Annotated in this window: 16 protein-coding genes; 5 read left to right on the forward strand and 11 right to left on the reverse strand. The window is 37.7% G+C overall.

Annotation, left to right across the window (positions count from 1 at the left end; genetic code table 11):
- The first annotated feature begins 54 nt into the window (after window positions 1-54).
- The gene (locus NSQ77_RS03565) at window positions 55-2,100 is read left to right on the forward strand and encodes a catalase (protein WP_339228855.1); all 2,046 of its coding nucleotides are present in this window, start codon (window positions 55-57) and stop codon (window positions 2,098-2,100) included.
- 145 nt (window positions 2,101-2,245) lie between these two features.
- On the opposite strand, the gene NSQ77_RS03570 is transcribed toward NSQ77_RS03565, so the two are convergent.
- From NSQ77_RS03570 to NSQ77_RS03585, 4 genes are read right to left on the reverse strand one after another with little or no spacing between them, the layout of a single operon-like run.
- Complete coding sequence (locus NSQ77_RS03570; protein ID WP_339228856.1) at window positions 2,246-3,499, reverse strand: ABC transporter permease; 1,254 nt, start codon at window positions 3,497-3,499, stop codon at window positions 2,246-2,248.
- A complete protein-coding gene (locus tag NSQ77_RS03575; protein ID WP_339228857.1) occupies window positions 3,492-4,391 on the reverse strand; it encodes an ABC transporter ATP-binding protein in 900 nt (299 codons plus the stop codon). The genes NSQ77_RS03570 and NSQ77_RS03575 overlap by 8 nt, the downstream gene beginning before the upstream one ends.
- A 58-nt stretch (window positions 4,392-4,449) precedes the next feature.
- Window positions 4,450-4,767 carry a DUF3796 domain-containing protein gene (locus NSQ77_RS03580; protein WP_339228858.1) on the reverse strand — a complete coding sequence of 106 codons (318 nt, stop codon included), beginning with the start codon at window positions 4,765-4,767 and terminating at the stop codon, window positions 4,450-4,452.
- Entirely contained in the window at window positions 4,760-4,969 is a 210-nt protein-coding gene (locus tag NSQ77_RS03585; RefSeq protein ID WP_339228859.1) for a helix-turn-helix transcriptional regulator, read from the reverse strand. Before NSQ77_RS03585 ends, NSQ77_RS03580 begins: the two co-directional genes overlap by 8 nt.
- 674 nt (window positions 4,970-5,643) lie before the next feature.
- Between NSQ77_RS03585 and NSQ77_RS03590 the strand changes: the two genes are divergently transcribed.
- Window positions 5,644-5,829 (forward strand): YhzD family protein, encoded by a 186-nt coding sequence (locus NSQ77_RS03590; RefSeq protein WP_339228860.1) that lies wholly within the window; start codon window positions 5,644-5,646, stop codon window positions 5,827-5,829.
- A 124-nt stretch (window positions 5,830-5,953) separates the two neighbouring features.
- Here the strand turns inward: NSQ77_RS03590 and NSQ77_RS03595 are convergent, their stop codons facing one another.
- Window positions 5,954-6,310, reverse strand: a complete 357-nt coding sequence (locus tag NSQ77_RS03595) for a YlbF family regulator (RefSeq protein WP_339228861.1) — start codon at window positions 6,308-6,310, stop codon at window positions 5,954-5,956.
- 157 nt (window positions 6,311-6,467) lie between these two features.
- Here NSQ77_RS03595 and NSQ77_RS03600 point away from each other — a divergent pair, with 157 nt between their 5' ends.
- Window positions 6,468-7,367, forward strand: coding sequence for a helix-turn-helix domain-containing protein (locus tag NSQ77_RS03600; RefSeq protein WP_339228862.1), 900 nt, complete (start codon window positions 6,468-6,470; stop codon window positions 7,365-7,367).
- Window positions 7,368-7,451: 84 nt separating this feature from the next.
- The gene (gene ugpC, locus NSQ77_RS03605; RefSeq protein ID WP_339228863.1) at window positions 7,452-8,549 is read left to right on the forward strand and encodes a sn-glycerol-3-phosphate ABC transporter ATP-binding protein UgpC; all 1,098 of its coding nucleotides are present in this window, start codon (window positions 7,452-7,454) and stop codon (window positions 8,547-8,549) included.
- A 159-nt stretch (window positions 8,550-8,708) separates the two neighbouring features.
- Here ugpC and NSQ77_RS03610 read toward each other — a convergent pair whose 3' ends face one another.
- From NSQ77_RS03610 to NSQ77_RS03625, 4 genes are all read right to left on the reverse strand, one after another.
- A complete protein-coding gene (locus tag NSQ77_RS03610; protein ID WP_339228864.1) occupies window positions 8,709-8,903 on the reverse strand; it encodes an alpha/beta-type small acid-soluble spore protein in 195 nt (64 codons plus the stop codon).
- A gap of 135 nt (window positions 8,904-9,038) precedes the next feature.
- Window positions 9,039-10,424 (reverse strand): class II fumarate hydratase, encoded by a 1,386-nt coding sequence (fumC, locus tag NSQ77_RS03615; protein ID WP_339228865.1) that lies wholly within the window; start codon window positions 10,422-10,424, stop codon window positions 9,039-9,041.
- Between the two features lie 158 nt (window positions 10,425-10,582).
- Window positions 10,583-12,253, reverse strand: a complete 1,671-nt coding sequence (ilvD, locus tag NSQ77_RS03620) for a dihydroxy-acid dehydratase (protein WP_339228866.1) — start codon at window positions 12,251-12,253, stop codon at window positions 10,583-10,585.
- Window positions 12,254-12,469: 216 nt separating this feature from the next.
- Window positions 12,470-13,150, reverse strand: a complete 681-nt coding sequence (locus NSQ77_RS03625; protein WP_339228867.1) for a FadR/GntR family transcriptional regulator — start codon at window positions 13,148-13,150, stop codon at window positions 12,470-12,472.
- Between the two features lie 197 nt (window positions 13,151-13,347).
- On the opposite strand from NSQ77_RS03625, the gene NSQ77_RS03630 reads away from it, so the two are divergent.
- Window positions 13,348-14,262: a zinc dependent phospholipase C family protein gene (locus NSQ77_RS03630; protein ID WP_339228868.1), complete on the forward strand. Its 915-nt coding sequence runs from the start codon at window positions 13,348-13,350 to the stop codon at window positions 14,260-14,262.
- 151 nt (window positions 14,263-14,413) lie between these two features.
- On the opposite strand, the gene NSQ77_RS03635 is transcribed toward NSQ77_RS03630, so the two are convergent.
- Together NSQ77_RS03635 and NSQ77_RS03640 are read right to left on the reverse strand one after the other, a co-directional pair.
- The gene (locus NSQ77_RS03635; RefSeq protein WP_339228869.1) at window positions 14,414-15,718 is read right to left on the reverse strand and encodes an MFS transporter; all 1,305 of its coding nucleotides are present in this window, start codon (window positions 15,716-15,718) and stop codon (window positions 14,414-14,416) included.
- 176 nt (window positions 15,719-15,894) lie between these two features.
- Window positions 15,895-16,128, reverse strand: a complete 234-nt coding sequence (locus NSQ77_RS03640) for a hypothetical protein (protein WP_339228870.1) — start codon at window positions 16,126-16,128, stop codon at window positions 15,895-15,897.
- Window positions 16,129-16,396 lie beyond the last annotated feature (268 nt).

Here is a 16,396-nt window from a genome sequence, read left to right on the forward strand (position 1 = left end):
ATGCCATCTTTTGGGTATATTACTTACTAGCCACTAAAGGAAAGGAGTCTGTCAATGAATGAAAAACCTGAGATTAATGAAAATAGCAAACAAGATCAATTAGAACAATTCCGTGTAGATGATACGAATAAAAAACTGACAACCAACCAAGGACTAAAGGTTTCTGAGGATGGATTATCTTTAACAGCCGGAAAACGTGGTCCTACCCTAATGGAAGACTTTCATTTTCGGGAAAAAATAACCCATTTTGATCATGAACGTATCCCTGAACGTGTTGTACATGCTAGAGGAACAGCTGCACATGGTATTTTTGAACTTTACGAATCCATGAAACCATACACAAAAGCAAAATTTTTGCAGGATCCAAATGTAAAAACGCCCGTTTTTGTCCGTTTTTCAACGGTTGTCGGTTTTCGTGGTTCAGCAGATACAGTGCGGGATGTTCGTGGTTTCGCTACAAAATTTTACACAGAAGAAGGCAATTATGATTTAGTAGCTAACAATATGCCTGTTTTCTTCATCCAGGATGGTATTAAATTTCCGGATATTGTTCATGCAATCAAGCCTGAACCCCATAATGAGATTCCACAGGCTTCTGCAGCGCATGATACCTTTTGGGATTTTGTTGCAAATAACCAGGAATCAGCACATCAGGTTATGTGGCTTATGTCTGATAGAGCGATACCGAGAAGCTTTCGAATGATGCAAGGCTTCGGGATTCACGCCTTCCGATTTGTAAATGAACAAGGAAAAGCACATTTTGTAAAGTTTCATTGGGTGCCAAAGCTTGGTGTACATTCACTCGTTTGGGATGAAGCACAAAAAATTGCAGGTAAAAATCCAGATTTTAATCGTCAAGATTTATTTGATGCAATCGAAATGGGGAATTTCCCTGAGTATGAATTAGGTGTGCAAATTATTGAGGAAAAAGATGAGTTTTCCTTTGACTTCGATATTCTTGATTCTACAAAGCTTTGGCCTGAAGAGGATGTACCATTAAAAATAATTGGCAAGCTTACATTAAATCGCAACGTCGATAACTTTTTCGCTGAAACAGAACAAGTCGCGTTTCATCCTGGACATGTTGTACCAGGTATTGATTTTACAAATGACCCACTGTTACAGGGACGTTTATTTTCCTATACAGATACACAGCTTATTCGATTAGGCGGACCAAATTTCCATGAGATTCCGATAAATAAGCCAGTCTGTCCATTCCATAATAACCAGCGAGATGGATATCACAGACAAACGATCAATAAAGGCAGAGTTGCCTATCATAATAATTCAATGGCTGCAAATACACCTGCTCCAGCAACGGAAGAAGAGGGTGGATTTGCTCATTACCAAGAAAAGGTTGAAGGCAGTATCATTCGAGATAGGAGTGAAAGCTTCAATGACCACTTTTCTCAGCCAAAACTATTTTGGAACAGTATGAGTCCTCACGAAAAACAGCATATTATTGATGCCTTTAGCTTTGAGGTTGGACGTGTAAAAGATAAATCGGTCAGACAGCAAGTAGTTGATATGTTTGCAAACGTTGACCTGGCAATGGCAAAAGCAGTTGCGAACAACATCGGAGTAACACCGCCAGCTGCAGAAGGATCATCTGTAACAAAGGCTTCCCCAGCACTTAGCCAAGAAAATACAGTTAAGACTCAGCTTGGTCGTAAAATTGCTGTAATTTTATACAACGGTTTTCAAGATACAGAAGTAAAAGAGATCTTACAAGGTTTGAATTTAGCAGGAGTTGCATACGAAATTGTTAGCGATAAGCAAGGCTTCGTAACTGGCAAAAATAAAGTGGATCTTCAAGTAGATCATACTTTTACAACAACCCATCCAGTATTATATGATGCTGTTTATATCGTTGGTGGAAGCAATGTGGACGAAGCTTTCTATAAAAATGCAAATGAATTTGTGCAAGAGACTTATAAGCATTATAAAGCTATTGGCGCAACAGCTGATGGAATTGAATGGCTAGAAAAGAATGAGATGATTGACACTCCGGGTGTGGTGGAAGGAAACGGAAAACCGTTTCTGGAGGCATTCATCGAAGCTATTGCAGCACACCGTCATTGGGATCGAAAGATAGTTTAGTAATTGATTAAGTAAGGAAGACTGATTTTTATTGCGACTTCCCAGACAGTGTAGAGTTAGAGTCAGCATTTCAATAAACCATCTAATTCACGCAAAAAAGGCCATTAAATCACTTAGAGTTGATTTAATGGTCTTTTATATAAACCTATTTCTCTTTCTTTCCTAATACAAGCGCCTTTTTTAAATCTTTTAATGATCCTGACCGACCATACATCAGTACGCCGCCACTATAGACCTTCGCACCGATATAAGCAAGTATGGCAATTGTTCCTACCATAATTCCGAGCGACAATGCAATTTCCCAAATTGGAATATCGAGCATTCCCACTCGTAAAAACATAATCATTGGCGTAAAGAATGGAATAAAGGAAGTTACTGTTATAAATGTTGACTCAGGTGTACTTAACCCAAACATAGCGATAAGGAATGCAATCACAATCAGCATAATCATCGGTGTAATTAATTGACCAACATCTTCAATTCTGCTTACAAGTGAACCGAGCATTGCTGCTAAGGTTGCATAAAGTAAATAACCGAGAATAAAGAATACAATTGCGTAAACAAAAATCATTGGCGATGTATCCTGAACACCAAATAACTCAAAGACTCCACCGACTAATTCTTCCTGTTTCGAACGAATCAGTGTATAACCAACTATAATAAATAAGCCAATCTGTGTCAGTCCAACTAACGCAATACCAATTATTTTTGCAAACATATGTGTAATCGGCGGCGCACTCGATATCAGTATTTCCATAACCCGTGATGATTTCTCTGTAGCGACATCCGTTGCAATCATCTGACCGTACATAATAACAGTCATATAGAGGACAAATAGCATGACATAGACAATTCCGCGTGCTTGATTGAGTTCTTCCTCTGTTTTTGCTGATTCATCAAGAGCAACTGTTTCAAACGCAATTGGTGCATAGATTTCCGCAATCGACTCTTCATCAATATCAGATGCTTGCGTTGCAATAGCAATCTTTAATTGCTGCAAATGCTGTTCAATGACCATTTGATTTCCGGACTCTGTAATATTATTCGCAAAATACGTTGCATCGAAAATTTGTTCTTCACTTACGGCCAGTTCCACCACTGCGCCATATTCATCAACTTCCACAGCATCTTTCGCCTCATCAATCGTACCGTCAAATGGAACTATTACAATGTCCTCGTCTGCTGCTGTAAGACTTTGTTGCAATGCTTCTGTATAAACTCCCGATTCATCCACAACCGCTATTTCATTAGTATCCTCTCCAGAAAACAAGTCAATAATGGATTGAAAATTTGCAAGCCCTGCGATAACAAGCAATGTAATGAGCGTACTGAAAATAAATGACTTTGTCTTCACCTTTGTGATGTATGTATGAGATAATATCGTCCAAAATTTATTCATATGATTCACCTACCTTCGCAATGAAAATATCATTTAGCGATGGTTCTTCTAGTTCAAATTTACGAACAAAGCCTTTGCCTTGGATTGCAGAGAGAATATCCTGGGATACTAGTTCATTATCAATTTGCAGTTTACAGCCTTGGGCTCCTTTTTGATAACTTGAAACCCCTTGGAAATCCTTCAAGAAGCTGAAGTCGAGATCTCCGTGAATTATTAAGTTTTTCTTACCGTATGAACGTTTAATATCTTTTAATGATCCATGAACAACCGGTGTCCCTTTTCGCAAAATGCACAAATTCTCACATAGCTGCTCTACATGGTGCATTTGATGGGAGGAAAAGACAATTGAAGTTCCCTGGTCTTTCAAATCAATTACAGCCTCCTTCATCATTTCAACATTGACAGGATCCAATCCCGAAAATGGCTCATCCAAAATAAGCAGTTTCGGCTTATGAATGACAGCTGAAATAAATTGGATCTTTTGCTGGTTCCCTTTCGATAATTCCTCTACTTTCTTTGTCATATATTCAGGTACTTTAAATCGCTCCAGCCAATAGTCAAGCTCTGTAAGAACTGCTTGCTTTTTCATCCCTCTTAACTTCCCTAGGTAAATCAGCTGTTCCTTTACAGTTAATTTTGGATAAAGTCCTCTTTCCTCAGGAAGATAACCAATTAAATGACTCTTATCGTAATCAATAGACTTGCCATTCCAGGAAATTTCCCCTTCTGTACTATCCAACAGTCCAAGAATCATTCGGAAGGTGGTTGTCTTACCAGCACCATTTCCTCCTAAAAAACCGAACATTTCCCTCTCAGGAATTTCAAGCGAAAGTCGGTTTACTGCCGTGTGCCCTTGAAATCGTTTCGTAACCTCATTTAATACTAATGTCAAAAAAATCTCTCCCTTCCCTTCCCATTCTTACGATTTTATATGAAAAATGATTCACTTTTTATTCTCCCTTTGCAGAAAAGTAGAAATTCGTAATAATAGCAGTTACGTTATGCAACACATAGAGTGCAGTTAGCAGAAAAAAACTGAAGCCTATACCATCAAATAGAATAACTATAAACCAGGCGACTAGGTATATTACAATCATCGTATCCCAGGCCCTTGCCTTCGCACGATTATTTGTCTGCTGGTAACGCTCATCAAATAAATGCTTCTTTCGACCAATATGCCGATTAACAAAAAATACAATAATTAATACAAATACTGCAGCAATTAATCCCAAAATTCCTGATGGGTTTGCCAAAAAATCCTCACTCAATGTTCTCATCCCCTTCAAAAATAAATAATTCCTCAATTGTGCAGCCAAACGTTTGAGCTAGCTTATGGGCTAATATTAATGATGGCTTATACTTGCCTTTCTCCAAGGATATAATTGTCTGCCTGGAAACCTTTAATTTCTGTGATAGTTCTTCTTGTGTGACATCCAGCTCTTTGCGTTTTTCCCTTATTAGTGTTTTCATGCTATCTCCTACATTTTTAGTAAAGTTAACTTTACGTATAGTTTACTTTACACTCTATACAATGTCAATCACACTTTACACCTTTTTCTTTCACTTGTATTAAAATTTAGATTATAATGAATATAGGGTGGACTTATTATGCGTGGTATATATAAACTTCGAACTAATGCGCAATGAGGGATCGTGCGTTTACCCGCTTCGGAAACACACTACGCTTTTCGCGGGTGACCCGTGAGCCTCTTCGAACTCCGTTCTTCAGAGTCTCACTCTGGCCACGTATCCCGCAGAAGTCTCCGTGTGTTCCCTCCGCTAAAACTGGCTCACCACCTATTATTAGAAGAATACAGTGAACAAGGTCGTTGCTCTAACCAGTTCGGGTGAGTGAAGGGCGGTGACTCCTGCGGGAACAGCACGTGTCTGAAGACTCGTAGGAAGTGGGTTTCTTCCGGAGAGGCTGAAGCCGTGCCCGCGGAAAGCATCCGCCCGAAGCGATCCCGGACGGCGATTATTGCACATACTTGAAGAAAACAGCCGAGAAGTTAGTTCGCAGTTTCTTTCAACTATGACAATCACACGCTCGATATAGGTCAATGTGTATCCTGTTGCCAACTAACAATTCAACTTAAACAAAAGTTGAGTATGTAGGCTACATAAATAATGGGAGGAGATTTTCTATGAGAGATTATGCTTTAACTGTATTTGACTCAGCAGGAGAAAAACTGCTGGATGCATCATTTACTGCTGAAAATGATGCGGAAGCCAAAGAGATTGGAATGTCACGCTTGGAAAAGGAAGGGTACAGCGAACATACCCATCGCTGTGTAAGTCCTGAAGCAAAGCTTGTCTTATTCCATAGGTAGGATCTCCATTCTCTCTCTTAACATTTAATTACCTTTCTTGAATGAGAAAAATGGAATTAATTTTGAAATCCCTGCAAAAAAGTCCGCAGTAATAAACTGCGGACTTCTTATGTATCAAAATAACTTAGTTTGTTTCTTCTCCGTTGCCGTATAGCTCTTCCAGCGGCTTTGTAATAATACGGCTAATATCATTGATTACAAGGTTCAAACGTTGTTCCTCTTCCATCAATTTAGAGATATCGGGATGTTCTTGTACAGCCTCAACGACCGCACGCGCTTTTTCAACCTCTTCTTCTGTAATTTCCATACCTTGCATTTGCTTTTCTTGCAGATTCAGTTGTGTATCACGGAAATCATCAAACATTTGCTTGGCACTCGGATTATTCATTACCGTTTCATAGGATGATTTCAGGTTTTTAAATTCTTCGCTCTCACGAATAGCTTTTTCCAGCTCATATGCGCTATCATAAATATTAGGCATGATGTTCCTCCTTTTGTATCATTACTAACGTAACTATAACAAAGCTTTTATCCCATGTATACCCTCAACGACAAAACCTTATTTTTGAAAAAACATTTTTACGCCTGTATTTGACTGTTATAATTAAAAAGAAGTACAAGAAAAAGGGGATTTTATCATGCACAAAATGCTTAAAAAATTTTTTCCTTCTTTTTTAATTTATGATGAAAATAATTCTGAAATACCCGATAACTATGAATGGTTTTTAACAGATACAAATGAAATAATTGGCATAGATAAACGCGAATTAAACTCAAAAGATACTGCCATGCTTTCAACATTTTTAACTCCATACCAGTTTGCTATCCCTAAGCCTACTGATTTAGAGAAATTTTGGAAAAAACGAATCCATCATCCCGGCGATATGTCCCAAATTTCGAATGAAAAGTTTCGTTTTGTTTATTTTTCCTTTCCAAGGAACCAGATGGAACCTGGCACTTTCAGAACTGCTATGTATGAATTTTTTTCAAATCCAATGCCTATTTTGTGGGATAATGAACATGAAGGAATTCTTATTGAGCAGGAAGGAATTCAGCTGGAGGATTCACTGACCTTTGACCAAATCGTTGATACACTAATGAGTGATTTGTATGTGAAGGCTAAGTTTTTTATTGGTCCATACTTAGAAAGCTTCCAAGATCTTTCTAGTCAATATGCTGCTTTTATGCAATTAGCAAAAATATCAGCTAGCTATTCAGACCACCCTGTCATTACATATGTCGATGCGATACCGTTCCAACTTGTCAACCAAATACCTTTGGAACAATGTAAACAGATTAGCAGTCTGATTTTAAAGGAATTTAAAAACGATGAAGGAATGCTGCAAACCATTCGAACGTTCATCCAATGCAACCTTAATATTTCTCTTACTGCCAAAAAACTCTATATGCATCGGAATAGTTTACAATATCGCATTGATAAATTTTTCGAGAAAACAGGGATTGATGTCCGCCAGTTTAACCAAGCATTAACAGTATACCTGGCACTGTTGGCAACCATGCACAAAGAGTATGTCTAATTTTGTGCACGTTCCCCATTATGTAAAATGCTTTCTTTATATACAATCAGTATATAAAACGTTTACATTTATGGAGGGATTAGAATGGCCGAATTACGCTTGGAGCATATTCAAAAAACATACGACAAAAATGTGGTTGCTGTGACAGACTTTAATCTACATATTCAAGATAAAGAGTTTATTGTCTTTGTTGGCCCATCAGGCTGCGGAAAATCAACAACATTACGAATGGTTGCTGGTTTAGAAGAGATTACAGATGGCGAGCTCTATATAGATGACAAAAAAATGAATGATGTTGCTCCAAAAGACCGCGATATAGCGATGGTTTTCCAGAACTATGCATTATATCCGCACATGAATGTCTATGATAATATGGCATTTGGATTAAAGCTGCGCAAATTTAAAAAGGACGAAATCGATCAGCGTGTTCAAAATGCAGCAAAAATTTTAGGGTTAGAAGCATATTTAGACCGTAAGCCGAAAGCACTATCAGGCGGTCAGCGTCAGCGTGTAGCGCTTGGACGAGCAATTGTAAGGGATGCGAAAGTATTCTTAATGGACGAACCCTTATCGAACTTGGACGCAAAATTACGTGTTCAAATGCGTGCAGAAATTCAAAAGCTGCATCAACGATTGCAAACAACAACAATTTATGTAACCCATGACCAAACTGAAGCAATGACAATGGCAACCCGACTTGTCGTAATGAAGGATGGCGTTATTCAGCAGGTTGGAGCACCGAAAGAAGTGTATGATCACCCTGAGAATGTTTTCGTTGGTGGTTTTATTGGATCACCATCCATGAACTTTTTCTCCGGTAAACTAACAGAAGGATATTTTGAAGTAGATGATAAAAAATTAAACGTTCCAGAAGGCAAAATGAAGATCCTCAGGGAACAAAATTACTTGAACAAGGAAGTTATTTTAGGTGTTCGACCGGAAGATATTCATGATGAGTTATTATTTATTGAAGCTTCACCAGAATCCAAAATAAACGCACATATTGAAGTAGCTGAATTAATGGGAGCTGAGTCCATCCTCTACTCTAAATTAGGCTCACAGGATTTTGTAGCACGTGTTGATTCCCGCTCTGACGTTAAAGGTGGCGACAGTTTAGAGCTTGCCTTTGATATGAATAAAGTGCATTTCTTTGATAAAGAAACAGAAAAACGCATACGCTAAAGGGCAGAAAAGCGTAAAGACTGTGCTCGAAACTTTGAGTCGGTTCACAGGTCAAAAGACTAACTCCAAAGTATAAATCAATGCTACTTAATTTTTTAGGTTCATGAACATGCTAAAGAGGAAAGCCCATAAGGCTTTCCTCCGTCCATATTATGAAACTTATTGTCCGTGTAATTGTTGTTGTGCAGTTTGTACAAGACGTTTTGTGATTTCTCCACCTACAGAACCATTAGCACGTGATGTTGAGTCTGGTCCTAAGTTAACACCAAATTCTTGAGCAATCTCGTATTTCATTTGATCAAGAGCTTGTTGTACTCCAGGGACAACTAATTGATTTGAGTTGCTGTTAGCCATGTTTATCACCTCCTGTAATTCTATTGTTTGCACTATCTAAAAACTTATAAGCTTTATTTACTGGTAAATTGTAGGATTCTTTCCAGTTAAAAAGAAACGCGCTGCATCATTTGCAGCGCGTTTTCTTTGTTCAACTTATTTTGGGGTTGTCATTTCTTTCGGGATCACATATTTATCAAATTCTTCCTCTGTCAATAAACCTAATTCTATTGCAGTTGCCTTTAGTGTTGAGTTATCATTAAATGCCTTCTTTGCAATTTTTGCTGCATTTTCATATCCGATATGCGGATTTAATGCCGTAACAAGCATTAAAGAATCATTAAGGTATTTTTCAATCTGTTCATGATTTGGCTCGATACCTATTGCACAGCGTTCATCAAATGAAATGATGCTATCCGCTAATAATTGGCTTGATTGTAAGAAGTTATATGCAATTACTGGTTTAAATACGTTTAATTCAAAATTCCCCTGACTCGCTGCAAAACCAATTGCAGCATCATTCCCCATAACCTGAGTGGCAACCATTGTAACAGCTTCACTTTGAGTTGGATTTACTTTACCCGGCATAATCGAACTTCCAGGCTCATTTGCAGGTATTGTAATTTCACCAATCCCACAGCGCGGACCACTTGCTAACCAACGTACATCATTCGCAATCTTCATCATATCTGCAGCTAATGCTTTTAATGCACCATGTGCATATACAGTTTCATCATGACTTGTTAACGCATGAAATTTGTTCGGTGCAGGAACGAATTTCTTTCCGGTATACGAACTAATCGCCTCACAAACACGTTCGGAAAATTCCGGATGTGCATTTAAACCTGTACCTACCGCAGTACCGCCAATAGCTAATTCCTTTAAATAATCTACACTTTCCGTAATCATTTTTTCCGATTTTTCAAGCATGCGATGCCAGCCACTAATCTCCTGCCCAAGTGTTAATGGTGTTGCATCTTGTAAATGCGTTCGTCCAATTTTCACAATACCGGAAAATGCCTCCATTTTTTCTTTAAGTGTAGCTTTTAATTGCTGTACAGCTGGAATCACTGTATCCTCCAGCTTCAATACAGAGGCTACATGCATCGCAGTCGGATATGTATCATTAGAGCTTTGTGATTTATTAACATCGTCATTCGGATGGAGCCTAAGCTCGCTTCCTTTTTCTTCAAGCCACTTATTACCAACAAATGCTAGAACTTCATTCACATTCATATTGGATTGTGTGCCGCTTCCTGTTTGCCACACAACTAATGGAAAATGTTCGTTCAATTCATCAGCTAAAACAAGATCAGCAGCATAAGAAATTGCCGCTGCCTTCTGGCTATCCAATAAGCCTAAATCACTGTTTGCTTTTGCCGCACTTTTCTTTAAAATTGCAAACGCTTTAATAATTTCAGCAGGCATACGTTCCGAACCAATTGGAAAGTTTTCTTTGCTTCGCTGTGTTTGCGCTCCCCAATATTTCTCAGCTGGTACATGTATATCCCCTATTGTATCTCTTTCCACACGGTAATCCATCCTTATTCCTCCCTAATAATATGTATTACTCAAACCCTCTTCTATTGTAACAAATTTTTTAAATAAATTAATAGTTATCGACATATTTTTTAGTCCAATTACCGACTTATCAGTTAAACACCCCTCTCTCAACAGCTGAGAAAGGGGTGATACTTAAATTATATACTCATAATACCGCCTTTAGATGCATTTGTGACAAGCTTGGAATACCTTGCTAACCATCCAGTTTTAATTTTTGGCTCAAATGGTTTTAACTCTTTACGTCGTTCTGTTAATTGTTCGGCCGAAACTTTTACATTCATTGTCCTGTCTGGTAAATCGATTTCGATTATATCGCCATTTTCAATTAAAGCAATTGGACCGCCTTCTGCAGCTTCTGGTGAAATATGTCCAATTGAAATACCGCGAGACGCACCACTAAAGCGGCCATCTGTAATAAGTGCAACCTTTGTCCCAAGGCCACGTCCCATAATAGCTGATGTCGGCGCAAGCATTTCAGGCATACCTGGACCGCCTTTAGGTCCTTCATAACGGATGACTACGACATGACCAGCTTGCACTGTTCCATCATCAATCGCCTCCTGAGCTTCATCTTGTGAATTAAAGACAATTGCTTCACCAATAAATGTTTTTATTGATGGATCAACTGCGCCTACTTTAATCACAGAACCTTCTGGAGCAATATTTCCATACAATACAGATAGACCTCCAACTGGACTATATGGATTGTCTTTCGTGCGAATCACTTCTGGATTAGTAATGTGATGGTCCTTCACAAGCTCACCCATTGTTTTACCGCTAACGGTAGTTCTTTCTGGATGAATTGCCCCAGGGATTTTTGTTAATTCATTAATAATTGCTTCTACTCCACCAGCTTTATTGATATCATCCATTGAAAGATCTGATGCTGGCATAATTTTTGCTAAATACGGGACTCTTTCTGCAACTTTATTTATATCTTCTAAGTCGTACTCAATTCCAGCTTCATGAGCAATCGCCAATGTATGTAGTACGGTATTTGTTGATCCACCCATTGCCATATCAAGTGCAAAAGCGTCATCAATCGCTTTTTTTGTGATGATATCACGAGGCTTAACATCTTCTTTAATCATACGAACTAATTGTTTGGCTGCTTCGCGTACTAATTCTTTACGCCTTTCACTTGTAGCAACGATTGTACCATTACCAGGAAGTGCAACTCCCAGCATTTCCATTAAGCAGTTCATTGAATTGGCTGTAAACATACCTGAACATGAACCACATGTTGGACATGCATTCATTTCAATATCTAACAGCTCTTCTGAAGACATTTGTCCGGATTTGTGGGCACCAACACCTTCAAATACAGATGTTAAAGAAATTTGTTTTCCTGTTGCACTTACACCAGCTTCCATCGGTCCACCTGATACAAAAACAGAAGGCACATTCGTGCGTGCAGCTGCCATAAGCATGCCTGGTGTAATTTTGTCACAATTCGGAATATAAAACACGCCATCAAACCAGTGCGCATTGATTACCGTTTCAGCAGAGTCAGCAATAAGTTCACGACTCGGTAAGGAATAACGCATTCCAATATGTCCCATTGCAATCCCATCATCTACACCAATTGTATTGAATTCAAACGGAATACCACCCGCTTCAATAATCGCTTCTTTTACAACGTCTGCAAACTCTCGTAAATGAACATGACCAGGAATAATATCAATGTATGAATTACAAACACCAATAAAAGGTTTTTCAAAATCTCTTGGCTTAACTTTTCCAGTTGCATACAAAAGACTGCGGTGCGGAGCACGATCAACTCCGATTTTAATCATATCACTTCTCATCTGAACAACACATCCATAATTTAAAATTTTAAATCTATTTTAAATCCTAAGATGTCTGCTGTCAATAGAGTTGTAAGACAAGTTGAAAAATAATTATTTAAGTGCATATTCAGAAGGTGGTTGAGAAGCACCTGGACTAGCTGTTAAACGAAGGTCTACTGGTCTTGATGTATCATTTTCACCGATCTCTTTGAACTTCATCCTTCAAAAACCTTTTTATTCAATTCTTAAATCCTTCATCGCATGTAAAATGTGAATTTTCATTGCACTTCTCGCACCCTCTGGATTGCGTGCTTTCATAAATTCCATAATCATTTTATGATCATTCAGTGTGTCTTTTATTACCAGCTCATTTTGCTGTGATAATAAGACACCTTTATCAATTGACTGAAAAATAACAGGCATCAACTTGTCAATTAACTCATTATGGGTAGCCTTTGCAATCTCCTTATGAAACTTCTGCTCTACATCTGTTCGATCCTGTCTTCGGTTAATTTTCTCTTCGATTTGCTCTCCATACTCTAAAATACGCTTTAGCTCCGCATCACTAGCTCGTATCGTCGCATAATAGGCAGCTTCTGGTTCAAAGATGAGGCGCATTTCATACAAATCTTTCGCATCTATTCTTGCATGTGTAAAATCATTCAATGATTGCATCGTATGACTTAAATCAATATCCTGCTTAACAAATGTACCTTTTCCTCGCTTTATTTCTAACACACCATTTGTGACCAGAATTCGAATCGCTTCACGCAATGTCGTCCTGCTAATATGAAGCTCCTCTGATAATTCCACTTCATTTGGCAATTTATCACCTGGTAAAAATCTTTCTTCAATTGTAATCATTGATAAAATATCTTCTGCTATATTATCGGAAAGCCGCTTTACTTGATTCATCTATCCAATCATCCTTATTTTCTTTTTAGTTTAGTACTAGCCTTATCATCCTGGAAATTATATGTAATGACACAAAATTGTACTACTATCCCCGCCACAACAACTAATATTTCGATATAATACCTTACATAGCTGTAATTTAAGGAAGAGTATTGCACTAAAGATCTTCCTAATATTTCAAAAAGGAGGATGTCGCTATGCCAAATACATGGACACATATTTTATTCTGTGAAGACGTGATTGATTCTGTCAAACAGCCTTACCCATTTTCACAGTATGAACCTTATATGAAACTAGGCGCTCAAGGTCCAGATCCATTTTTCTATTATAACTTTTGGCCGTGGATAAAGGATGAACCTGTCCATGATGTCGGTATGACCCTTCATACAAAACAATGTGGCAATTTCCTGATGGAATTGATTCGCAAAGCGAAGGATCAATGCAGCGAAGTAAAGGCCTTTGTTATCGGATTTATCACTCATCATATCCTAGATCGCAATACACATCCATATATCCATTATCATGCTGGCTATGAAGGAAGTAAACATCAAAAGCTGGAGATTATTATTGATACATTAATGATGGAAAAATACCATAAGTTAAAAACCTGGAAAACGCCTGTATATAAAGAGTTAGACGTTGGCAGGACACTAAACATCGAAGTGCGGGAGCTGCTTCATGAGACAATTATGAAGCATTACCCAGAATTAAATCGAAATACATCTGAATATATTCAAAAAGCATATCGAGATATGCTGCTTGCACTGAAGATTCTTTCGGATCCATATGGGTGGAAAAATTTCCTTCTGCGCTCATTGATTTCATCCTATTCACATCAACCAGTAAAAACGGATATTGATTACTTAAATTTAAATCATACAGTGTGGTATCATCCTGCAACAAATGAGATCTCAAAACAGAGTTTTATTGAATTATACGATAAAGCGCGAGTAGAGGGAATTGAAATTTTGTCACAACTGCAAAACTATTGGAAAAACAATGATAGATTTTCCGAACAGCGATTAACTGAACTTATTGATGATATTTCTTATGATACCGGTAAGCCGTTATGCTTTAGGCTGGAAAATAAATATAGTGATCCAATTGTTTAGCTATTCGTATACCATTAAGCTTACATTTACACTACTACAATTAATTCTTCGAGCAAACAAGCTCAAAGGTTATATATAGATAGCTGGGCATAAACAATAACCTGTTTATGCCCAGCTAAATTTTTTTCCTAATGTAACAGACAGTATTGGGTTACTTCGGTTTAACTTCGACTTTCCCTTTTAGATTTGTCATCCGTTCTGCATCCTGGATTCCTTTTTCAATATCAACAGACCTAAGTATAATCAGACCTGCAATAAAGAAAACAATAAGTGAAACAATTCCAAGTCGGCTGCTTCCAGTTATTTGACCTACAAATGCAAACATGAATGGACCAATCACAGCTGCGAACTTAGAGGATATTCCATAAAAACCAAAGAATTCAGCGTGTTTGTTTGCTGGAACCATCCGTCCAAAAATGGAGCGACTCAATGATTGTGCTCCACCTTGTACCATTCCGACTACAATAGCCAAAATATAAAAATGCAATGCAGATGTCATAAAGTAGCCAATAATAACAATGCCAAGATAGACAAATAACGTAATGTTTAATGCTTTTTTTGCTGTGATTTTAGAAGCTAGCCAGCCAAAGAAAAATGTAAATGGAATACCAACAAATTGTGTAATTAATAAGGCGATAATCAAATCATTTTGCGCTATTCCAATTTCACTGCCATACACAGTAGCCATCCGGATAATCGTTGATATCCCATCATTATAAAGCCAGAAAGCAAGCAGAAAAATAAGCAGCTGTTTATATTGCTTTATTTCTTTAAATGTATTTCCCACTCGGGAAAAGCCAATCGCAATATATGATTGGTCCCGTTTTACATCAACTTTCTTTTCTTCACGTATGTTTTTAATAAGTGGAATGGAAAAGACCAACCACCAGATTCCAACAGTAATAAAAGCAACACGAGTAGACATCTCCGTATCAGGCAGCCCAAACCAGCCAGGGTTCAGAATCATTAAAACATTAATCGCTAATAATATTCCCCCACCTATGTATCCATAGGCAAATCCACCGGATGAAACACGATCAATTTCATCCTTCGATGCGATTTCTGGAAGAAAGCCATCATAGAAGACATTCGCACCAGAAAAACCGATTGAACCAACAATAAATAATACAGAAGCTAATATATAATCCCCTTCCCCAACAAAGAACAGTAAAATACTTGCTATAATACCCATAAATGCAAAAAACTGAAGAAATTTCTTCTTTGCTGCAGAGAAATCACTGATAGCTCCCAATATCGGTGCCAGCACAGCAACAACTAAAACGGAAATGGATTGTGAATAGCCCCAATAGCTTGTAGCTAATCCATCTTCCAAGCCAGAAGCAGCTACACTCGAATAATAAACTGGAAGTACAGCTGCCATGATTGTTGTTGCAAAAGCTGAATTACCAAAATCATATAACATCCAGCTGCGTTGTATTTTCTTTTTGTAAACCAATATTTTCACCCCTTTTGTTAGCATACCAAACTTTTCCTCTCCATAGATAACAACATTGCAAAATTTACAAAAATAATAATTACAGGTTAAAAGAGAGATTCCGAGCTGTTTATTATCGTACAAGTCCAGTTAAGCAGCAAGAAAAAGCCTTACCATAACGGTAAGACTTGGTATTGTTATTCCCATATAAAATGTCTGTAAGCTTCACTTGCTTTAATAAATTCTTCTTTATTTCCTTTTTCAATGGAGCTATTGATGTCTTCTTCTAATCGATTTTTATTCCAGTTAAAACAAAGCTCATCCAAAATCAATCGGGAAAAGAGTCTTAATTCATAAGGAATTTCCCTTTTTGCTTGCAGTTTTTCACCTTCATAACGATAAAATCGATAAACTATTTTTTCCTTCTTCATGGAACATGCCCCCTTTGTTCCCTTTTTACTATTATCCTAAATTTTTAGAATAATTTCAACTAAAATAACCTTTTTTAGGCTAATTGTTTCTACTGCCAGGAAATAATGGATAACAGACAAGTCATGCTCCAGTGTTTTTGCTCATAATTTTCCCTCTGTAAACATCCTTCACATCATTCAATACATATAACCAGATGCTTGAATGTTTCTCTAGACCCACCATAACTTGCTCTGATAGACTGTTAAAGCTACGAGAAATGGTAATAAT

The sequence above is a fragment of the Oceanobacillus sp. FSL K6-2867 genome (genome assembly GCF_037963145.1).
In the GTDB taxonomy this organism is placed as follows: Bacteria; Bacillota; Bacilli; order Bacillales; family Amphibacillaceae; genus Oceanobacillus.